The 21,699-nt window shown below is 58.2% G+C and carries 12 protein-coding genes; 3 read left to right on the forward strand and 9 right to left on the reverse strand.

Features of this window, described 5'->3' with window-relative positions:
* Positions 1–57: 57 nt before the first annotated feature.
* Positions 58–5,607: a CHAT domain-containing protein gene (locus tag LKE08_RS15940; RefSeq protein ID WP_324705231.1), complete on the reverse strand. Its 5,550-nt coding sequence runs from the start codon at positions 5,605–5,607 to the stop codon at positions 58–60.
* A gap of 269 nt (positions 5,608–5,876) precedes the next feature.
* On the opposite strand from LKE08_RS15940, the gene coaE reads away from it, so the two are divergent.
* Entirely contained in the window at positions 5,877–6,512 is a 636-nt protein-coding gene (gene coaE / locus LKE08_RS15945; RefSeq protein ID WP_324705232.1) for a dephospho-CoA kinase, read from the forward strand.
* Between the two features lie 310 nt (positions 6,513–6,822).
* On the opposite strand, the gene LKE08_RS15950 is transcribed toward coaE, so the two are convergent.
* From LKE08_RS15950 to LKE08_RS15985, 8 genes are all read right to left on the reverse strand, one after another.
* Positions 6,823–7,551 (reverse strand): heme oxygenase (biliverdin-producing), encoded by a 729-nt coding sequence (locus tag LKE08_RS15950; protein ID WP_324705233.1) that lies wholly within the window; start codon positions 7,549–7,551, stop codon positions 6,823–6,825.
* Positions 7,552–7,735: 184 nt separating this feature from the next.
* Complete coding sequence (gene surE, locus LKE08_RS15955; protein ID WP_324705234.1) at positions 7,736–8,413, reverse strand: 5'/3'-nucleotidase SurE; 678 nt, start codon at positions 8,411–8,413, stop codon at positions 7,736–7,738.
* 347 nt (positions 8,414–8,760) lie between these two features.
* Positions 8,761–9,141 (reverse strand): response regulator, encoded by a 381-nt coding sequence (locus LKE08_RS15960; protein ID WP_324705235.1) that lies wholly within the window; start codon positions 9,139–9,141, stop codon positions 8,761–8,763.
* A gap of 811 nt (positions 9,142–9,952) precedes the next feature.
* Entirely contained in the window at positions 9,953–10,342 is a 390-nt protein-coding gene (locus tag LKE08_RS15965; RefSeq protein WP_324705236.1) for a response regulator, read from the reverse strand.
* Between the two features lie 4 nt (positions 10,343–10,346).
* A complete protein-coding gene (locus LKE08_RS15970) occupies positions 10,347–15,221 on the reverse strand; it encodes a PAS domain S-box protein (protein WP_324705237.1) in 4,875 nt (1,624 codons plus the stop codon).
* A gap of 164 nt (positions 15,222–15,385) precedes the next feature.
* On the reverse strand, positions 15,386–17,491 hold the full coding sequence (locus tag LKE08_RS15975; protein WP_324705238.1) for a response regulator: 2,106 nt from the start codon (positions 17,489–17,491) through the stop codon (positions 15,386–15,388).
* Positions 17,492–17,761: 270 nt separating this feature from the next.
* On the reverse strand, positions 17,762–18,055 hold the full coding sequence (locus LKE08_RS15980; protein WP_324705239.1) for a DUF5615 family PIN-like protein: 294 nt from the start codon (positions 18,053–18,055) through the stop codon (positions 17,762–17,764).
* Between the two features lie 55 nt (positions 18,056–18,110).
* Positions 18,111–18,737 (reverse strand): 4Fe-4S single cluster domain-containing protein, encoded by a 627-nt coding sequence (locus LKE08_RS15985; protein WP_324705240.1) that lies wholly within the window; start codon positions 18,735–18,737, stop codon positions 18,111–18,113.
* Positions 18,738–18,921: 184 nt separating this feature from the next.
* Here LKE08_RS15985 and LKE08_RS15990 point away from each other — a divergent pair, with 184 nt between their 5' ends.
* Both LKE08_RS15990 and LKE08_RS15995 read left to right on the forward strand, forming a co-directional pair.
* Positions 18,922–19,503, forward strand: a complete 582-nt coding sequence (locus tag LKE08_RS15990; protein WP_324705241.1) for an ACP phosphodiesterase — start codon at positions 18,922–18,924, stop codon at positions 19,501–19,503.
* Positions 19,504–19,706: 203 nt separating this feature from the next.
* Positions 19,707–21,161: an MFS transporter gene (locus tag LKE08_RS15995; protein ID WP_324705242.1), complete on the forward strand. Its 1,455-nt coding sequence runs from the start codon at positions 19,707–19,709 to the stop codon at positions 21,159–21,161.
* Positions 21,162–21,699: the final 538 nt, after the last annotated feature.

Here is a 21,699-nt window from a genome sequence, read left to right on the forward strand (position 1 = left end):
GGGGATTGCCTACTGCCTTTCAACCCTCCGGTCGGCTCCGGTCGCCTCCGGTGGCCCTTACCACGGACTGCCGATCAGGGTAAATCCGGCCCAGTAGAAGGGGTGGGAGAGATTCACATTGTCTCGGGTCGCCAGTTCGCGGGGGAGGGAGATGGGGAGGGGGGCGATGGCGGAGGAATCGTAAAAAAGCCGGCCGTCTTCGAGGCGAATTTGGCCGCGCAACATCGCCAGTTGGGCCTGTCTGAGGGCCTCAGCCTTGATGGGACTCGTCTGCAGGGATTCGTAAAAGGCCCGCATCAAACCCAGGGTTCCGGCGTCGCTGACGTACCACAAACTCGCCAGGGCCGATTTCACCCCGGCTTGGACGGCCAATCCCGCGAAGCCCAATTCCGCCTTTTCATCGCCGACGGCGGTGGTGCAGGCGCTCAAAACCAGCAACTCGACGGGGGGTTGGTTGAGGCGGAGGTTCCGCAACTCGTCCAACCCCAATTTCCGGTCCCAAAATTGAATGTAGGAGCGATCGGCGCCCCCGGCCACGAATTCCCCGTGGGTCGCCAGGTGGATGATTTGATATTCCTCGCGGGTGCGCTGAGATTTGAGGTTGGGAACGGTAAACTCTTCATTCAGGAACGATCGCCCCGCCCAAAGATCTTCCCCGACGATCAGAGCCAATTCCAGGGGGACGGCCGGGAGCGGTTCTTGGCTGGCGTCGAGAAATTCCGAGGCCCCCATCGCCAGGACTTTGGAACCGTTGAGGTTGACATAGCTGGTGTCGGTGAGGCTGAGGCTGGGAATCAGGCTGAGGCTGTAGCGTTCGATCAGGAACCGTTCGCCGTCGTGGAGGGCTGCGAGGGGGAGGGTCCGCAACCCGGCATCCATCGAAAAAATCAGGGTGTCGATGTCGTGTCGTTCCAACTGTTGTCGCACCGGCGCAATGAGGCGATCGTAAAGCTGCCGCCCCGATTCGAGATACCGGGTGTCCGACCAGTCGCGGGGGGTGCGGATCTGGTTGGTAAAGTCCCGGGCGACTCGGATCAGCGCCTCCCGGTTCACCGGGACGCTCTGGAAAATCGGTTCAGCGTCGGGCAAGAGCAACCGCAATTCGAGCTGGTCGGCTTGCAAGGAGACGTAAACGATCGCCGGTTTGTAGTCGGTGAGGCGCACGATGTCGCGGAGGGTCTGGCGGATGCTGCGGTCGTCCACCGGATTTTTATTGAGATCCGAGCCGAAATAATTAACAAACTCCCGACCTCGAAACAGGTCGAGTTGCCCGACGGAGGCGACCAAGGGGGAGCGGGCGATCTGGTCGTCGGATACGGTAGCGGATTCGAGGCGGACCGCCAGATCGTCGGGAACGCCGGCATCAGAGTCAGTTGCTTCCAAACCGCCTCCGGCCGTGTCGATCAGAGTTTCATCGGGATTCCCTTGCGCGATGGGTTGATCGGCATCCGCCGCCGTCGAATTGGAATTGGGGTTGAGATTTCCCCCCCCAGAAACCACCGAGGTCGCCGTTTCGCCCTGCGCCGGTCGGGACGAGGTGTCGGCGTTAACATCATTGCCGATTTGGCTGTTGCCGGGGATTTGAGCCGTAGCCGCCTGCTCGAAACTGTCGCCGATCGCCGTTTCGGGCCGCACCGTCAGGGTGCCGTCGGTGATGGCTGCCGCCGTGCCGTTGGCGGTGGGATCGCCGACGACGAGGGAACTGGCCGTATCGGGCAACGCGATCGCCCCGCCTCCCGTCCCGCCGGATGTAGAAATACTCGCTTCCACGCCGTTTCGGGCTTCAAAACGGCCGGTCGCCCGGAAAAATTGCGGGGTGTCAATAGCCACCGTCCCGCCGCGGCCGCCGCCTTCGGCGCGGATGAAATCGACCGCGATATCACTTTGAGCCCCCAGGGCGACATCCCCCCCGTCCCCGTCGGCGGCGCTGGTATCGACGGCGCCGAGGGTGGCGGTATCGGCGGCTTCGACGGCGATACCGCCGCCCCCCCCGGAACCGGACGCATCCAGATTGCCGGTGCGGACCGCCCCCTGGCGGCTGCGAATGGCGATGTTGGCGCCGGTGCCGTCCGCCGCGGTCGCGGTCACATCCCCGGTGGCGATCGTCCCTGCGGCGTCGAGATTGATTCCCTGATACGGCTGATCAAGTAACGTGACTCGTATATTCCCCGTCGTCACCGCGCCGCGATCGCTCGTCAGGCTCACGGGGCGTCCGGCCGTCAGATCTCCGGTGCGGATATCATCTCTCGCCTGCAGGGTGAAAACCGTCCCCTCCCCAAAAATATTGCCGTTGACGGCAATTTGCCCCTCCCGGCTCGTCAGGCCAATTTCCCCGAGGGGGGCCGAAGCGGGGGGCGCCTCGGAGCGGATCTCGCCGGTTTCGATATCGCCCCGGGCGGCGAGGCGGACGTTGAAGCCCGAGCGCAAATCAAGAGCAGCGATATCGCCCCGGGCGCTGTCGAGATCGAGGGTATTGCCGCCGGTGGCAATGGAACCCACCCGGATATCGCCATCGGCTCGCAGTGCGACGGAGGCATTTCCGATCCCCGTGATGGCTCCGTCCCCGACAATTTCCCCCGAGAGCCCCGCAGAGCGCAACAAAACCGGGCTGCGGAAGGTGACGTCGCCCGAGAGGGTCAGCGTCCCGTTGCCGTCGGGGCGACCGATGGCGATCTGTTCAAATTCGGCCCCCAACGCATTCAGATCCGCGGCCGTCAGGTCGAGGCCCGCCGTCCCTTCCGAACCGCCCAAACTGACGTTCTGACCGGAGTCGGCCGGCTGCAATGTCAAAGTACCCCCGCCCCGGATCGAATTGCTGCCGCCGACGAGGTCGATTTCGCTCCCGGCCAACGAAATATTCCCCCGGCGGTCGCCGTCGGCCTGGGCTTCAATGCGGGCGACCCGGACCGGACCCGAGCGGCTGGCGACGTTGACATCCCCCCCCACGACGATCAGGTTTCCGAGACGGATTTCGTTTGCGGCTTCAAATGTGATGTCGGCTCCCCGAGATCCCCGCACCGTCGCCACCGGTTCGGAGTCCGAAACGGAACCGAAAATCTGACCTTCGGGGGCGCGAAGGACGACCGAATCTTGAAAGCCGATGTCTCCCCCCAGGCTGAGGGTTCCCCCGCCGTCGGCGCGTCCGACGACGATCTGCGAGAACCCATCCTGGAGGGCCGAGAGGTCGCCCAGACTCAGGTCCAGCGCCAGGGAAGAGTCCCCGGCGGTACGGCCTAAATTGATATCCTGGGTCGGCGTCGCCGTTTGCAGCAGGAGGGAACCCGAGCCCGAAACGGGTCCGTTCAAATCGATTTCGTCCCCGGTGAGGATGATATTACCCCCCTCAAATTGGGTCGAAGCTGTCGTCGCCTGGGTTCCCGTGGCGATCGCGCCGACCTCGATCGCCACCGCCGCCTCCAGGTTGACATCCCCTCCCCCCCGGGAGCCCCGAGCATCTACACTCCCCAATAAACTGAGGGTTTCCGGGGTGCGGATAGAGACGTTTCCGGCCTCGCCCGATTCGGAGGCGGTGCGGATCTCCCCCGGCTCCTCCAGGAGAATTCCGGACCCCCGAGACGCGATCGCCACATTTCCGCCGCCCCCTTCCCCGGTCGTATCGATCGATTCCAGAAAAATCTCCCGGGCGGCTCCGAGTTCGACATCGCCCCCCGCGCCCTCCGCGTCGGTGGCCCGGGTTGAGAGGGTTCTCGCCCGGATCTGGCGGCCGCTGTCGAGGAAAATATTCCCCCCGGCGAATTGGCCATCCGTTTCCAGGGAGGCGGCGGCGATGGAACCTTGGGCCGTGCTCAGGGTCAGATTTCCCCCCGGGCCGGAGGGATTCGCCGTCGAGAGGTTCCCGGCGCTGATTTGTCCGGTATCGCGGGCGGTCAGAGTCAAATTTCCCCCCCGGGTGCGGATGTCTCCCGTGGCGATGTCGATGCCGGAAATGGTGAGGTCGCCGCCGTCGGTGGTGATGCGATCGCCCCGGTTCATGACGAAAGACCCCTGGCCGTCCCCGTCGGCGTCGGCGGTAAACGTCACCGAACCCCCTGACGCGGCCAAACTCAATTCGTTGTCGGAGAGATCTTCGATGCGAATATTATTGCGGGCTTCAAGGATAATATCGGCGTCGGCCGACAGATTTTCCAGGGTCGTTTCCGAGAGGTTGAATTCGGAGGGGTTGTCCCCCGCCAAGCTTTGGCCGTCGAAGGCTCCGCCGTCGTTGCCCCCCTCTCCGTCCACGATGGTGATGTTGAGGGGGTCTAGCAGCAGGGTTCCCACCCCGTCGCCCCCCCGCAGGTTGACTGCGCCGTCGATGCGGAGGGAAACCCTGCCGGAAATTTCCACGAATCCCCCGTCTCCCGTCCCCCGGGCGGAAATTTGCCCGGAAAATTGGGTGTCCCCGTCGGACCAGATGACGATGCGGCCCCCGTCGCCGGCGGCGGTGGCGTCGGCGAAAATGTTGGAGTTGGCGTCGATCGCCGTATGGGTGGCGTTGGGGACCCGGCCGCTTCCCCGGTAATCCCCGCCGACTCTGACCGTCCCCCCGCCGTCGGGGGCCGAGGCGTTGACCGTGGCCCCGAACAGTCCGACGCGATCGCCGAAAATGTTCACCCGGGGCGCGGAGTCCGGGGCGGGGGACGAGGTGTCGAGACTCCCGGAAACGGCGACGACGCCCGGTTCGGGGGAAATGGGGGTGTCCGAACCCGTCAGTCGGACCCGGCCGTCGGCCAAAACCGTCACCCCGCCGGCTTGGCCGGCATCCCCCCCGGTCAGCAATTCCGGCAAGGACAGAGGCGTGAGTTGGGTTTCGAGTCCCGTTTCGGGGGAAAGGGGGCGGACTTCCAAACTGAGCAGGTGTCCGGTTTGGGAAATGCGGAGGACGTTTTCGCCGGGGACGGCGGCGACGGTGATCTGGCCCCCCGGGGCGCTCAGTCGGCCGGTGTTGATCACGGTGCCCCCCAGGAGGGTGAGGCTTTCGCCCGGGTTGACGGAGAGTTGGCCGGCGTTGAGGATCTGGCCCGGGTCGGCCGCGAAGGCGAAGGCGTCGGGGGGGCCGACGAGGGCGGCGTAGTCGTTTTCCCCCATCACCCCCATCCAGCGGTCATCGAAGCCGATGCCGGCGGCGGTGGTGGCGGTGAAGGAACCGGGCACGTCCAACCGGGCGCCGGCTCCGAATAGGATGCCGGCCGGGTTGATCAAAAATAGGTTGGAGGCCCCCCCGCTGACGCGCACCAGTCCGTTAATGCGGGAGGCGTCCCCGCCGACGACGCGGGCGAGGATGTTGGCGATGGAAGGGTCGCTCAGGAAGTTGGCGACGGCCCCGGATTCCACGTCGAAGCGGGTGAAGCTGTGGAAGAGGTTGCCCCCGTCCCCCGATCGCCTCCCCCCGGTGATGTCGGTGCGGTTTCCCTCTCGGGTGGTGAAGGTGCCGGTGCCGCCGGGTTCGGGGACGATGGGTCGGGCGTTTGCGATTCGGGTTGTTGCCTTGAAATCGACCCGGATTTGTGATAGGTTTTCCGGTAGGATGGGGAGTATTTCCGAAACCCAGAATCCGGCTAGGAAAAGGGCGATCGGAACGGACCGCAGGCGACAGGTTGGGTTCATCGTGCTATCCTCCCTGGGGATTTCCCATTTTCGTTCGATTGATCGAACCGCCAATGGTCGCCGCATGACTCATTGACTCGGAGCCGACCGACCGCGTTGCAATTGTCTGGCAATCTACCTCAAGATGCTATCCCCGGATCTGGCGTGCGCCGACTTTTTCCGAGAAACGGTGGTTGGGAAGGGAATGTTTCTCGACCCCCCGATTCCTCGGCGGTGGCACCCACGATAATCGGATGAATTGCAGTTGACACCTCAAAACACTCTAAAAAATGCGTTTGATCGGTTTGACGGGCGGTATCGCTACGGGAAAAACGACGGTTTCCAATTATTTGGCTCGAACCCACAACCTGCCGGTCTGGGATGCGGATATCTACGCCCGCCAAGCCGTCGAACCGAATTCCCCCGTTCTGGATGCCCTGGTTGACCGCTACGGTCCCGATCTGCTTCTTCCCGATGGTAGCCTAGATCGACCCGCATTAGGTCATATTATTTTTCATAATTTAACAGAACGGCGCTGGGTGGAAGCACAAATTCACCCGTTCGTCCGCGATCGCTTCCGGGAAAATTGCGACTCACTCCGAAACACCCCGTCGCCGGGAGAGCCAACGGCGGTGTTGGCGGTCCCCCTGCTGTTTGAAGCGGACATGACGGATTGGGCGACGGAAATTTGGGTAGTCCACTGCTCCCCCGAACAGCAACGGCACCGCCTCCTCGAACGGCACGGCTCCTCCCTCACCCCCGGACAGATTCAAGCCCGAATTGAGAGCCAAATGCCCCTGGAAGAAAAGTGTCGGCGGGCGGATGTGGTCTTGGACAATTCTTCGAGTTTGGAGGCGCTGTACGAACAGTGCGATCGGGCAATTAACAATTCTAGCAGTGCGCGATCGTGTAGTTACAAGGTCTAGAAACGGTATTAGGGAGTCGGGGGATTGATAATTCTCACCCATCCGGTGTGTAACTCCGCGGCTCGCACAGCGCTATAACAATTAACAATTAACAATTATCAATTAATAATTATCAATAAATTTCCCGGAACCTCTACGGCTGCTGGTTGCGGCCGTCGGGGTTCCGGGAAGGGGGGTTTTTTAATTCGGGTGGAGCCGAAAGATATAGCAGTCGCCCGGGTAGTCAGGACATCTGAAAATCCCGAAACTTCTGTTCGGACGGGTGGTCAGCCTTTGCTGAAAGCTGAAAGCACCAGAGCTGATTGCTATATTAATTGGCGGAGTCGGCGGCGGTGGCCAGTTCGGTGGCACCGCGGTTGCGTTTCCGCGTCAGGGCGTTGAACAGCATGATCCCGATCGCCTTGACCAAATTGCCTTCGAGTTCCTCGAACATATTCATGTTCATTCGGAAGGCGGCGTTGGCTTCATCGACGATGCGATCGGCTGTTTCTTGGTCGATGGGCAGGTCGTTCATCGCCTGGCGATAGTTGGTTTTGAACGCCTTCTCGTCGGGGATTTCGTCGAACTCGTAGAACTGAGTTCCCTGGCCGTCGGACAAGTTCATCGCGGTTTGGGCGATGCCCTTGAGAATTTGTCCGCCGGAGAGATCTCCCAAATAGCGGGTGTACAGGTGGGAGATGAGCACAACCGGGTCTTGCTCGGAAATTTCGCGAATGCGGGCGACGTAGGCTTGGGCCGCTTCGGAGGGTTGCACCGCTTCCCGCCAGTTGGCGCCGTAGTAGAAGAACAAATCCTGCTCCAGAGCTTGTTTCCGGTTCAATTCCGGAAAATATAGCTTCGAGAGGATCGGATGATCTTTGTGGCGCTCCATTTCCTCTTCCATCGCCGTATAGACAAAGTAGAGGTTCCCCGCCAGTTTTCGATAAGAAGTTTTTTCTACGGTGCCTTTTAAAAAGCACCTGATAAAGCCGACATTTTCTGCCATCGTGTGGGACTTTTTGGTGCCTTCCCGCAACTGGGCCGCTAGGTTAACGCTCATACTAAATTGATTTGATCCCAAAGCTAAATTCTACAGCAGGCGTATTAATCCTGAATTCAACGGCTGCTTAGACCGCTTGAATTTTTACCATAAACTGATTTGCCGAGAAATAGTGTTAAGAATTATCACGGCGACGATCGCCGCCAAATCTGAGCATTTTTACTCTTGACGGCGACGCCGACCTTCACAGCGAAATTTGGCTGACGGCGATCTGACCGCCGAAACAAACGTCCACGTCGGTCCCGGCGACGCGATCGCGTTTTCCGTAATCCCCGACATATTGATAATATTCCCCGTCGATGCGGTAAACCGCCGGCAGGGGGTCCGTGGAGGGACGACAGAAAACCCAGTCGGGGTCTGGTTCTTCCGGTTCGAGATGGGGGAGGTTGACGTTCCAAAAACTGCCGCGCGAGCAGGGTTTTTGGAGGAGATCTTGCAAAATCCCCCGGGTGAGGCGGCCGGCCCGTTCCCAGTCCACGGGTTTGCCCCCCTGGCGGTATTGGGAAATGGCGATGGCGGGGAGGCCGCGGATGGCTGCTTCCCGGACGGCGGCGACGGTTCCGGAAATGTAGACATCCACACCCATATTGCCCCCAGCATTGATGCCCGAGATCACCCATTTCACCTCGGGACACAGGTGGCTCAGAGCGATGCGGATGCAGTCGGCGGGGGTTCCGGCGATCGCGTAGCGGCCCTCGGAGCGGCGATCGACGTGGATGGGAATGTGGGTCGTCACCTGGTGGCCGCAGCCGGAAAGGTGGTCGCGGGGGGCCACCCAAATGGTCGGACTTTCAACGGCTTCGGATAGGACTCGAATGCCGGGGGCGTCGATGCCGTCGTCGTTGGTCAAAACAATTGTCATTCGGTTCTTTGGAGATTGCGCTACCATCTGTTTGATATTATGGCAGTCGCGGCGAATCAGGGGAAGGTTGATAATTGACCATTAATTATCCGACCCCCGACTCCCGACTCTCGCACGGGGGCTATGGCGATCGGCAATTGGGTGTCAGATTACAGCTTTAAAAAAATCAGTTTTTTGGGAATTATAGCGCTGATTCAATTTTGACAAAAAAAATAACGGGTCAGATTCTGACATCTAGATCGACGAGCGGAATCGAGGTCGTTGCGGCCGTCCGATCTGTACCCATCACCTTTTCGTTGGCCATAAAATGGCATCGTATCAATAAAATTAAGGCGAATTTTTGGTGGTCAACTTGCCACTTTGTGGGCGAGTTCTTGAATCATTTGACCGACGTTTTGGGGGGTCGTCCAATATTGATTTGTCCGCCAATTGGCGCGATAATTGTACCCGTTTTCTTGGGGTGCATCGGCTTCGTCCGACGCGATCACGATCAGGGGAATTTTCGCCGTAGCCTCATTTTGTCCCAGACGTTCGAGAAACTGGCGGGTTTTGTGATCGCTCAAATTCAGGCGGCTGATAATCAAGTTGGGCTGCATTTCCTGGGCGATTTGAATGGCACATTTGCCTTCCTCCGTCCAGATGATGTTGAACGCTTCGAGCTGGAGAACTTCTTCGAGAGGGGAGTTCACAAAGTCATCTTTTTCGACCCACAAAATTTTAAAATTCATGCTTGACTCCTTTTCAATAATTCGGACGTTGCACCTCGTCAATCACCACTGATCCCGCGATATTTTCATTGAAAATTGGTGTCGGGAGTAGCTCCGAGGCGATCGCCAAATTGACCCTGAAAATTTTGGTGCCCCCCCGGCGAGGGCAATGCCGGGATGGAAGAACTGACACCGGGGGCGACCCCGTTCGGGGATCTCGCGCGGCCCGAGAGTCCCTCAATCGCGCTTCGGCTTGCCACTCTCGCAAACCATGCCGGAGAAATTGAACGGACTCCGGACTGGGTATCTGGAGGCGATCGCAGGGCAATTCAATGTGATTGGGCTCGAAAGGAGAGTTGCTAGAAGGGAAAAGGTTCTCGCCTCCGGGTTGCTCGGAAAGCCGTTTCCGAAACTGAAGGCTTGAAAACATCTCAAGCCCCAAGGCGCGGGTAAAAATTGGGTATTGTTTTTCCCTTACGGAGCATTTTCGGTGGTATCTGATCGGTGTCGGAAACGCCAACCGAGCCGATATTTAGTCCACTTCAATTGTTCACATCTTACCATTATCGGAACCGAACTCGCCGGATATCCGACCCTAGATCGAAGTTAAAGGATAATTGTGAAATTTCTGTGATGATCGCCGGTTTTTTTTCCCGAACGGCCGGAAAGCGATCGATCGCCGGTGTCGGGAGTTGAAGGGTACGGGGGCTCCAGGGGTGGAGGAGGCGGAGGAGGAAGGAAATCCTATCTGTGTTCTTCCTCGGCTTCCTCAGCTTCCTCGGCTTGAGCGTTGCTTGACCGTTACTCCCCCCACTCGACACCCTTGGGGACATCAAGCATTCTCGTTCCAGTGCAGGATCTGGCGAATTTGGCAGACCAAATCCATCGCTTCAAACGGTTTCGTAATCACGCCGGTGACGCCCAACTCGATAAACTGCTGTTTTTCACTGACTTTGGCTTTAGCCGTGAGCAGGATGGTCGGGATATTTTGAGTCGCCGGGTTCCGTTGCAGGCGTCCGAAGGTAGTAGCCCCGTCCATGTCCGGCATCATCACGTCCAGGAGGATAGCGTCGGGTTGTTCGGCGGCGGCCAGGATCAATCCTTCGCTGCCGGAGGCGGCGGTGAGTACCTCCCACCCGGCGGCAACTTCCAGGGAAATCTGGATAATTTCCCGCACGCCATCATCGTCATCGATCACCAAAATCCGTTTGCTAGGATTCATCAGTTTATTTATCCTCCTCAATCTGCGCGGATAATGTGAAGTAGAAGCAACTGCCCACGTTGGGGGTACTCTTCACCCAAATCCGACCGCCGTGCTGTTCTACGATACTCCGACAGATAGCGAGTCCCAAACCCGTGCCTCCTTTTTGTCGGGAGTCCGAGGCATCGACTTGGTGGAACCGCTCGAAAATGCTCTCGATCTTGTGGGAGGGAATGCCGCGGCCGCGGTCGCCGACCGAAAACAGAACCGGCGAGGGACAGGGGGAAGTGGCGGCCCCGGAGGAGCGATCGCCCCCGGCTGGTGCCACGGACAAGGTCACCCGACTCCCGGCATCGGAAAATTTGATCGCGTTGCCCAAAAGATTGGTTAGCACTTGCAGGATGCGATCGGGATCGGCACAGATATTGAGGTCTCGGGGAAAAATGTCGATCGCGATGCCGGCGCGATGGGCCATGACCTGCATTTGTTCGCCCGCCCTCACCAGAAGATGGCCCGCATTCACCGTTTGGAGACAGAGGCTAATTTTACCCGATTCTAACCGTTCGAGTTCCAAAATATCGTTGACCAGCCGCACCAGGCGTCCGGCGCTCTCGGTGGCGATTTCGATCACCTGCCGGCCGCGATCGGAACTGGGGTCTAAGTGGCTGCAAATCAGGTTCAGGCCGCCGTAAATAGACGTCAGCGGGGTGCGAAGTTCGTGGCTGACCACAGAAATAAACTCGTCCTTCATGCGTTCGATGGCGTAGCGTTCGGTGATGTCCTCGCCGATACTCATCGTGCCGATCGCCTGACCGTCGGGACTTTGCAGCAGGGTGTGGTTCCAGGCGATCATTTTTTCTTCCCCGGCTTTCGTGAGGATAGAGTGGTAGCCGTGGGAGTTGAGGGTGTGGTTGAGCCGATCTCGAAACTGGGCTTGAACCTTTTCCTGGTGGGGGGGGATCAAGGGGGGGGACCAATTTTGACCTTTAATTTCGGCGGCGGAATATCCGGTCAACTCCAAAAAGAACGGGTTGACGTATTCGATGCGGCCGTCGCAGTCCAAACTCACCACCAACAGGTGGACGTTTTCGAGCAAACTCCGCCACCGCCGTTCCGCCTCCCGCAGGTTCGCCTCGGTTTGCTTTTGGTCGGTGATATCCCGGGCGATGGTAGAGAGCAAACTGATTTGCCCTTCTCCGTTGCGGTGGGCGATGATCCGCTCGGAGATGGGAATTTCCCGGCCGGTGGCGCTCAACAGCGCCGTTTCCCCCAGCCAAGTCCCGTCCTGCAGGGCGGTCGGGATGCCCTCCTCCCAGACGATCTGGCTGGCCCAGGGGGGGTGACTTTGGGAAATGTCGCAGTTGATCGCCCCTTCGGGGGGCAACCCCAACACCTGCCGGGCCGAGCGGTTGCAGTAGACGATCTCGCCCGTGGGGGTGGCCGAGGCGATGAAGTCGGGGGTGGCTTCGATAATGGCGATCAGGCGATCGCGCAGGTTTTCGGCCTGTTTGCGCTCGGTAATGTCCTGCATAACCATCATGCCGGCAACAAGGGGCTCCATCCCGTTGTTCCCCGCCTCGTTTCGCACCGGCAGGGTTTGGACGTAGTAAATGCGCCCCTCCTGTTCCAGTTCTCCCGTGGTGGTTTCGCCTTCGAGGGCGCGACGGTAGTGGGGCGCGATCGCCGAGCAGGTGGCGGGGGAAAACACCTCCCAGATGGTTTTCCCTTCGATCTGTTCGGAGGACAGGCCGTGGGCCCCCAGGGCCACGCCGTCGGCGATGGTGTGGCGCAGGTCCGGGTCGAACAGGAAGACGGCGCCCTTGGGGAAGTTTTGCACGAGGGTGCGGTAAAGTTTCCGGCTGGCGAGGAGTTGAGTTTCGGTGCGCCGGTGTTCTTCGAGTTCCTGTTGGAGGCGTCGGTTGGTTTCGGCCAGTTCGGCCGTCCGCGATCGCACCCGGACTTCCAATTCGGCCTTGGCCCGCCACAGCAGTTCTTCGGCCTGTTTGCGCTGGGTGATATCTTTGGCGATGCCGGCGCGGCGGTACATCTGGCCGCCATCGTCGAAAATCGGGAAGGCGCGGTCCCAGATCCAGCGGATCGAGCCGTCGGGGCGGACGATGCGATATTCGATGTCCAGGTGGGCGGTGGGGTGGTTTTCAAAGGCTGCTCGCGCCCGCCCCCGGTCGTCGGGGTGGATGGCGTCGAAGTAGGTGTCGGGCGATCGGTAGAGGCTGTGGCAACTGCGCCCCCAAACGTCCTCGTAGGCGGGGCTGACGTAGAGAATTTCCCAGGACGTGCACTTGCTCATCCAGAAGACATCGTGGATGTTTTCGGCCAGTTGCCGGAATTTTTTCTCGCTTTCAGCCGCCTGGCGGTGGGTCCGTCCGGCGTTAATGCCGAAGGCCAGATCGTCGGCTAATTCGGAGAGAAACTGCACTTCCGTCTCGTCGAAGGCGCCGGGGCGATCGCGGTACAGGGTCAGCACCCCGAAAACGGGGGTCGGGGAGGGGGTGGAGTCGGGCGAAGTTTCGATGCCTTCGACGCCCCGGATCAGGGGTACGGCGATGGCGGAATTTCCCGAGTCCCCCTGGGGGCGGAAAACCCGGGTTTGCCCGAGGCGCAGGGCCATCTTCCGTTCCTCGAGGTGCGGTTCGATATCGCCCTCAAGGGTTTCTCCGGCCCCGGCGACGGGGGTGAGATGTCGGAGGTCGGGAAATTGGGCGTATTCCACGCTCACCCGGCGGTAGCCACCTACCGTCACGAGGATATGGCAGATATTGTCGAGGAGTTCGGTTTCCGTGGTCGCCCACACCGTGGCCCGATTGCAGTGGCTGATGGTTTTGAGGGCCCAGTTGAGGCGCCCGAGTTCGGTTTCGGTGCGCTTGTGACGTGATATGTCGGTGTAGTGTTCGATGCGGCCCCCGGCGTACAATCCCGAGGCAATCGGCTGGCTCAGGTGTTCCAGCCAGCGTTCGGCCCGGTCGCCGTCGGGCAGAATATGGCATTCAAATTGTTCGATGTAGGTGTTGTTGTCGTAGGTGGCCAGAACCGTGGCTGCGAAGCGGTCGGGGTCGGCGAAAATGAACCGGATGCGATCGCGGACCAGTTGCCGCTTGTCCTTTCCGATCGCCTCGGATCTTTGCAGGCCGAAAAACCGCTCGATCGCCCGGTTGATCCAGACGATCCGGAAGTCGGCATCGAGGATAAAAATACCCACTTCCGACTTGTCGAGGACGTCGTTGGTGAGGGAACTGTAGCGGGCCTCGCTCTCCCGCAGGGCGGCTTCGGCTTGTTTGCGGGGGCTGATGTCGGTGTGGGACCCCACCATGCGGGTGACGCGGCCGAACTCGTCCCAGACGGCCTGTCCCCGGTCAAGAATCCACTTGTAGCTGCCATCTTTGCACTGCATCCGATGTTCGGTGATGTAGAAGGGGGTTTTTTTGTTGAAGTGGTCGGCGATGGCTTGCATCACCCAATCGCGATCGTCGGGGTGGACTCGCTTTTCCCACTCTTCGAGCTGATTGGGGATTTCGGAGTCTGCGTATCCGAGCATTTCTTTCCAGCGGGCCGAGAAGAACACTTCGTCGGTTTCGACGTTCCAATCCCAAATGCCGTCGTTGTTCCCCCGCAGGGCCAACTGCCAGCGTTCCTCGCTCTCCTGCAGGGCTTCTTGAGCCCGGGTCCGCTCCGTGATGTCCTGGCCGAGGGACAAAATCGAGACGAGATTCCCGGCCTCGTCCCGGCAGGCGGAATTGTACCATTCGCACTCAAGGATTTGGCCGTCTTTGGTGGCGTTGCGGTTGTGGCAGATCTGGCGGTCTTCGGTGCCGTCGATCAGGCGGATGCAGGCCTGCAGGACGCGATCGCGATCGGCTTCCACCACCCAATTTAACTCGGACCACTGCCGCCCGATCGTTTCCGCCGCGCTCCACCCGAACAACTGCTCGGCGCGGTCGGACCAGCGGAGTATGCGGAGTTCGCTGTTCCACTCCACCACGGCTAGGGGGGAGTTTTCGACGTGGAAGGAGATCTGTTGGTGGGCCTGTCGCAGTTGTCGGAGCAGTTGGGCTTGGTCGAGGGCGATGCCCACCTGGTCGGCCAGTTGTTTGAGGAGGTCGATTTCGTGGGTTCTCCAGTGGCGCGAACCCCGGCACTGGTGGACGATCAGCAGCCCCCACAGTCGCCCCTGGCTGACGATGGGGACGATCGCGACGGCCCGGACTTGGAAGTAGTCGAGCAGTTCTCGATAGCAGGAGCGGACGAGGTGGCTGTCGCCGACGTTGCCGACGCTGAGGGTGCGGCCGTCGCGGTAGGCTTCGATGAAGCGGTGGAAGCAGGGGTCGCAAATTTCCTGCCCGAGCAGGGATTTCCACCGGGGCAAGACGGCTTCTCGGACGACGACGCCGGCGTTGGCGGACCGCAGTTGAAACATCAGGACGCGATCGGCGTCGAGGAGCGATCGCACTTCGGTGACGGTGGTGGCGAGAATTTCGCTCAGGTCGAGGGACTGGCGAATTTTGACGGTGACTTCGGAGAGGAGTTGGGAGCAGTTGGGGTGGGGGGAGGCGGAGGGAGCGGAGCAGGGGGAGGGGGGAGGGGCGCTTCCCTGTCCCCCGGCTTGGGGGCGGGCGACCCAGAGGACGCGGCGATCGGGGAGGGGGGAGAGGATCGCCGAAAATGGGATGTCGGTTCCGTCGGCTGGGGAAAAAATTTTGTAGCAAAACTCCCGTTTTTTTTGCTTTTTAAATGTGGCTTCTATCGCTGATTTAAATAGGGTATTTTTGACGCAATTTTTGACGGTCAAATCGACAATTTCTCGGCAGTCGATATCATCTGAATTGGGAGAGATTAGAGTTGGTTTTTTATCGAAATCAAACCAGAGAATAATGTCGGGCATCATTCTCGGAAACGGTCGATTGGTTTTGTGGTTCTCTCTACCCATGCTCTCGATTGTCGGCGATCGACGCCATTCTAGTTGAGTTCAAATGGAAAGGATCGGGCGATCGGTGCGATCGGTCGGGGAGGGAAAAGGGGAAAGGAAAGAAGATGTTTCCCGTGCCTCCTTCAATCTCCCCAGCCCCCGATTCCCCAGCCCCCCTGCCGGGGCGCGACGCCGTAGGTTCCGGTTTCTCGAATTTCGAGTTTGGGGGAGGGCAGGGGGTGTCGGGGGGGGGTGCGAGGGGGGGCGATATTAAAATTTTGGCAACTGGGGGGGGAATTCCGATACTGATGGGCGGCGATTTTTCGGTGCAGTTGGGAGCGGTCGAGTCGGTTGAACAGGCGGGCGATCAGTTCGGGCTCGACGATGGGTTTGGGGATGTAGTCGTCGGCGCCGGCGAGAAACATCTGGGTGATGGTTTCGGCATCCCGGCGGGTTGACAAAATCAGGACGGGCAGTTCGTTCCATTGGGGGTCATTGCGGACCACCTGGCAGAGTTCGATGCCGCTGACTTCCGGCATCTGTCCGTCCACGATCAGCAGGTCGGGATGGGATTGTTCTAGGATAGTCCAAAATTGCTGCGGATCGTCGAGGAGGATGGATTTGATGCCCCAGGGGTCGAGGAGGGTGCGGAGTTCGTCCAAGATTTGCGGGTGGTCATCGACGATCAGGACGCGGGCGACGGGGGGTTGGGATTGGTGCAAGACTTGGCCGATCGCTTCGAGGACGCGATCGGGGGAGATGGGTTTTTGGAGAAAGCCCAGGCCGCCGAGGCGGGCGACTTTGACGCGGTCGGCGAAGCTTTCTTTGCCGGTGAAGACGATCGCGGGGACGGGTCGGGGGGCCTGGTTGAGTTCGGCGAGGAGCTCGAATCCGGCTTCGGTGGATTCGGGAAAACTCAGATCCAACAGGACGAGATCCCGGGGGCCGCGACGGAGGATCTCCCGGGCTCTGTCGATATCGTAGGCGATCGCAGCCTCCATGCCCCGGGCGGTCGCTTCGGCGGCTAGGGCCTGGGCGAGTCCGGCATCGTCATCGACGATCAGCAGGCGGTCGGCGGTTTCGGGGGGCGGCGATGGCGGCGCTTTCGGGGTTTGAAAGGTGGGGGTGGCGGTGTCGATTTCTCGGGCTAAATCGAGGGCTAGGGTCGAGAGGTGGGAAAGGGTGAAACCGCCGACATCGGACGGTTGCAGCAGTTGTTCGATTTCCCGAGACAGGGCACAGGCTCGGGCTAACCCGAAGCTGCCGAGGGAGCCGGCCAGGGTGTGGGCTTCCCGGAGGGCCTGCTGTCGCATTTCGGACGGGAGGTTTCCGGCCGTTAGGGCGGCGATCGCTTTTTCGATGGCGGTGAGGCGCGCGCGGTATTTCGACCGCTGTTTTTCCCAAATTTGGGCGATGCGGAGTTGGGGGACCGGGTTCTCGGTGCGGGCGGCGTCGTCGCGTTTTCGGGACGACTTCGTTTGTTTGTCGGCTTTGTTTTCCGCGGCTTTCAACCGATATCCCAGTCCGTAGATGGTTTCGATGGCGTCGGTGACGCCGTTGTGTTTGAGTTTCTGCCGCAAACTTTTGATTTGGGCCCGGACGGCGTTTTCTGAGGGGGGATCTTCAAAGGACCAGAGGTGGTCCAGCAGGGCGCTGGGGTTGAAGATGCGCTGGGGGTTGCGGAGGAATAATTCCAGCAGGGAATATTCTTTGGCGGTGAGTTTGAGCTCCTGGCCGCGACAGGTGACTTGGCAGTTGCTCGGGTCGAGCCGCAGGTCCCCCCACTCGAAGGCGGGGGGGAGGGCGTCGAGTGAGCGACGCAGCAGGGCCCGTATCCGCGCCAGGAGTTCGCCGAGGTCGAAGGGTTTGACCAGATAATCGTCCGCCCCGGCGTCGAGTCCCCGGACTTTGGTGGTGCTGGCCCCCTGGACGGTCATCAGCAATATGGGGGTGCGATCGCCCTGTTGTCGCCGTTTCTGGCAAAATTCCAGCCCGTTGAGTTTCGGTAACAGTACGTCGAGCAAAATCAGGTCGTAGGTGAAGGCTTCCGCCAGTTCCCAACCGGTCTGACCCTCGGGGGCGCGATCGACCAAGTAATGTTGACTGGTCAGGGCTTCGGCTACGATTTCCGCCAAACTATCATCATCTTCGACCAATAAAATTTTCACGATAATTCGACTCCCCCAACCGCCGGCAGCATTTTTCAGAGATTGGGAGCGAGTCCAGACCCGTTCTCGATCTCCTCTCATCTGAAATTATGCCAGGTCTGGTCCGATCTATGGGTCTATCGGATGATACAAAACTGCTTTTCGGTGCCGGGAAACGGGCGGCGATCGCGGGGGTTTCGCAGAAATCTAAAATTCATCTTAAACCAAAGAACCGTCGCCCCTTACCTATAACAAAAGTAAGAGTTAATATCTTATCACATTCTATCCTTTTCGTCAAGCCACCTTGAGATTTTTTTCAACCCATTCGGGACCGGGTTCCCGAATCCAATTGATCGATACCCATCTGTCAATTTAAAACGATTGATGCACGACGATCGCATCCCGACTCATTTCGACAAAATCATGCCGACTCAGCAATTGAACCCACCGAGATAAATTGTTGGAGAATAACGTCTCCAGTTCTGTATTTGTAATATTTCCAGTTGATATCAAAAGCAGCTTATGAGGTTCTTTACGAAGCAAAAAAGAATCCACAAAATCGGCATCTTTAATGAACTCGACCGGATCACGCAACCCCCGAATGCAAGGTTTCCCATGACAAATATTGACATCGATCGTGATGCCCTGCAAAAGGGATTGATTCATGGAAAGTTGTCAGTTAAATTTTTAAAAACCATGTGGACGGTCGTCAAATCGAGTTCTAACCATCCAAATTCATCTGTCCCCTGAAACCGGTGACGATGCGGCTACCATCTTTGAGGATGTGAATTTCCATCTGGTCGCTGGCCCAAGTCAATTTGTCCTCAAATTCGGGGTTGAAAATTCGCACCCGCTGGTTTTTGGAAGAAACGAGGGATTCCGGACTGTTGATCGCCTGGGATTCCACATAGGGGCCGTCCACCAAAATATCCAACTGTTCCAATAAATCTCGCGCTCCTTTGGGGGCGGTTTCCGACTGCAATTCCTTGAGGGTAAAACCGCTGAAAGACATCACGCTTAATCCGTCTGCTTTCAACCGCTTCGCCAACTCGGCTAGGGCGGGGGCTTGCCAGAAGGGTTCGCCGCCGGAAAATGTCACCCCTTCGTTGCGGGGGTTGGCGAGGATGCGATCGCCCAATTCTCGAATTGAAATCAGTTGGTTCGGTTCAAAGGACCAGGATGCGGTGTTGAAGCAGCCCGGACATTCCCGCAGGCATCCCTGCACCCAAACCACCGCCCGGACGCCGGGGCCGTTGACTTCGGACTCGTCAACGTAGCCCATAATGTTGAGGTAGCCGGGGGGAATTTCGACGGGGGGGGTTTGGGTTTGAGTGGGGGGGTTGTTCATGGTGCCGTCCTCCGGGGGAGTGATTGGGGAAATCGAGATATGGACTATTGTAGGATAGGGACCGTTCGGGAAGGCCCAAATTTTATGCTTCCTTTGGTTTTCGCGATCGCCCGACCGGGCTTCGGATTGGGTGCCGCCCGGTTTCCCGTGGTAGGCTGGAGGGGTGCGGATATCGATTTTGAAAATGAATTATTTAGCCCATTTGTGTCTGGCGGGGGAAAACGACGATTTGCGGTTGGGGAGTCTGCTGGGAGATTTTTTAAAAGGTAATTTGGAGCGGTATAAAAATCAGTACAATCCCGATATTTTGGCCGGCGTCCGACTCCACCAATACACCGATCGCTTCACGGATTCCCACCCCATTTTTCTCCGCAGTCGGCGGCGAATTGATGTCGCCTATCGGAGAGTTTCGGGAATTATGGTTGATATTTTTTACGACCATTTTTTGTCCCGAAATTGGGATTTATTTTTTTCTGAACCGCTGCCGGAATTTATTGATCGCACCTATCGGATGTTGGAGCGAAATCTGGATGTCATCCCCCCGAAGTTGCGGGGGAAGGTTCCGGTCATGGTCGCGGAAAATTGGCTGGGTTCCTACGGGGCGATCGCCGGCGTGGAATTGACCTTAACCCGCCTCTCGCGACGATTCAAACGACGGACTAATCTCGCCTCCGGGACGGCGGAACTGGTCGCAAATTATCGGGATTTGGAGGCGGATTTTTTATCATTTTTTCCGGAACTAAAACATCATGTCGAGAAGAACTAAAAACCCCAATATCGCGCCGTCGATCGCCGCCGAACCCAGTCGCATCTTGCCATTTTTACGATCCCGAAAATTTGATGGTCATGATTGGCTGCGTTTGATAATTTTGCCCTAGAATGTAGGGGGAAACTTTTCACCCCTGCGACGATCGCCCCACCGCTGCGATCGCCCCATCTCACCCGTTCACTTTTTCTCCATCCTGAATCATGATCCGCCTTTCTCGCCTGCAAACCAAATCCGTCCTCACCCAACTCACCCGGCGGGTAAAAATTCCATCTCAAAATCCAGATCGGCTGTCCCTGGGCACCAAAATTTCCTACGGCATGGGAGAATTTGGCGGCGCCATCCCCGGCTGTATGCAGGTCTTTTTCCTGCTCTTTTTCCTGACCAATATCGCCGGACTCGACCCCGGTTTGGCTGGCAGCGTCCTGCTTCTAGGGAAAGGCTGGGATGCCATCAGCGACCCCATGATTGGCTGGTTGAGCGATCGCACGAAATCCCGCTGGGGACGCCGCTACCCCTGGATGCTCTGCGGTTCCATCCCCCTGGGGATTTGCTTTTTCCTGCATTGGATTGTACCATCGATCGGCGATCGCTGGCTACTGTTCGGCTACTACGGCGCGATCACCATTTTATTTTATACCGCTTATACCGCCGTTTTTCTGCCGCTAGGAGCCTTGGCTGCCGAACTCACCCAGGACTACGACGAACGCACCAGTTTGGTGAGTTTTCAAGCCGCTTTCAAAATTTGCGGCAGTCTGTTCGCCCTAGTTTTGGCTCAAATTTTATTCTCCTTAATTGCCGCGCCACATTGGCGATATCCCCTGCTGGGAGGATTGGGGGGAACCATGACGATGCTGGCAATTTGGATCTGCATTTGGGGGACTCGAAAACGCTATTTTGACCGCGAAGCCAAACGCTTGGAAATCGATCGCCCCCCGTCCCTTCCATTTTTCCAACAAATTCGCATCGCCTTCAGCAACCGGCCGTTTTTGTATGCGATCGGAATTTACCTCTGTTCCTGGTTGGGGGTACAAGTAACGGTGGCAATTTTGCCTTATTTTGTGATCGATTATATGAAATTACCCGATCGCCACCTCACCCAAATGGCGTTGTTGGTTCAGGGGATCTCTTTGCTGGGGATGGTGTTCTGGAGTGCGATCGCGCGGCGGGTAGACAAAAAAACCGTCTACTGTTTGGGAATTCCGATGACGATGGCGGCTGGAGTCGGGCTCTTTTTGCTGCAACCCGGACAGACGGTTTTCATGTATGGTTTGGGTGCGATCGCCGGGTTCGGTATTGCAACGGCCCACCTCGTCCCCTGGTCGATTTTACCCGATGTGGTCGATCTCGACGAACTCAACACCGGACAGCGGCGGGAGGGGATTTTTTACAGTTTTATGGTCATGCTGCAAAAACTGGGAATTGCCCTCTCTTTATTTATCGTCGGACAGGTTCTCGGTTACGCCGGACTCGTCTCCAGAACCGCCGCCGACCTCCCCGTTTCCCAACCGGAATCCGTCATTTTTGCGATCCGGCTGATGATGGGACCGATTCCCATGTTCATCCTATCAATGGGTGTCATTTTGGCTTATTTTTACCCCATCACCCGAGAAGTGCACGCCGAAATTCGCCTGCAACTGCAACGGCGTCACCACTAAAACTGTCGCACCGAAGAAACCGGGTTTTTAGAGACAATTTTCGGTTGCCATCTACAATTCTGGTAAAAACCCGGTTTCTCAATTCCTCAGAATCCTATTGGAATTGAAGTTGAAGATATTGTTTAAATACTGGGTTGAGTTCAAATCGCGATCGCTCCTCCGCCGAAACTTTTTCGACCAACCCCCGCCTGACCAAAGATTGAATGCCTTCCCATAGTTCGATTCTGGTCAATTCACTCTCGATATTACTTTGATTAATAACGTGAGATTCCAGAATCGGCGATAAGTCGCCGATAAATCGATCATTTTCTTCGTTTAAAAACAAGGAAACTCGACCGTCAAATAGTTCTAATATGGTTGATGCGATGATATTTAACCAGACCGGATGACCGGCTGTGCATTAAAAAGGAAATGGTGGGTTACGGCGCGGATGAAAAGTTGTGGGTTGTTCCGAAAAATTCCTGCCGCGCCTAACCCACCCTACTGGACTGTTTCATCTTAAATGAGGCGATCCGATCTGAATCCACAGGCAAGATGC

Origin of the sequence: Lyngbya sp. CCY1209 (assembly GCF_035615495.1) — a bacterium.
Lineage (GTDB): Bacteria > Cyanobacteriota > Cyanobacteriia > Cyanobacteriales > Microcoleaceae > Limnospira.

Excerpts from the sequence above, each read along its gene's own strand:
- LKE08_RS15940 (WP_324705231.1), bottom strand. The coding sequence starts at position 5,607 with ATGAACCCAACCTGTCGCCTGCGGTCCGTTCCGATCGCCCTTTTCCTA.
- coaE (WP_324705232.1), top strand. The coding sequence starts at position 5,877 with ATGCGTTTGATCGGTTTGACGGGCGGTATCGCTACGGGAAAAACGACG.
- LKE08_RS15950 (WP_324705233.1), bottom strand. The coding sequence starts at position 7,551 with ATGAGCGTTAACCTAGCGGCCCAGTTGCGGGAAGGCACCAAAAAGTCC.
- surE (WP_324705234.1), bottom strand. The coding sequence starts at position 8,413 with ATGACAATTGTTTTGACCAACGACGACGGCATCGACGCCCCCGGCATT.
- LKE08_RS15960 (WP_324705235.1), bottom strand. The coding sequence starts at position 9,141 with ATGAATTTTAAAATTTTGTGGGTCGAAAAAGATGACTTTGTGAACTCC.
- LKE08_RS15965 (WP_324705236.1), bottom strand. The coding sequence starts at position 10,342 with ATGAATCCTAGCAAACGGATTTTGGTGATCGATGACGATGATGGCGTG.
- LKE08_RS15970 (WP_324705237.1), bottom strand. The coding sequence starts at position 15,221 with ATGATGCCCGACATTATTCTCTGGTTTGATTTCGATAAAAAACCAACT.
- LKE08_RS15975 (WP_324705238.1), bottom strand. The coding sequence starts at position 17,491 with ATGAGAGGAGATCGAGAACGGGTCTGGACTCGCTCCCAATCTCTGAAA.
- LKE08_RS15980 (WP_324705239.1), bottom strand. The coding sequence starts at position 18,055 with ATGAATCAATCCCTTTTGCAGGGCATCACGATCGATGTCAATATTTGT.
- LKE08_RS15985 (WP_324705240.1), bottom strand. The coding sequence starts at position 18,737 with ATGAACAACCCCCCCACTCAAACCCAAACCCCCCCCGTCGAAATTCCC.
- LKE08_RS15990 (WP_324705241.1), top strand. The coding sequence starts at position 18,922 with ATGAATTATTTAGCCCATTTGTGTCTGGCGGGGGAAAACGACGATTTG.
- LKE08_RS15995 (WP_324705242.1), top strand. The coding sequence starts at position 19,707 with ATGATCCGCCTTTCTCGCCTGCAAACCAAATCCGTCCTCACCCAACTC.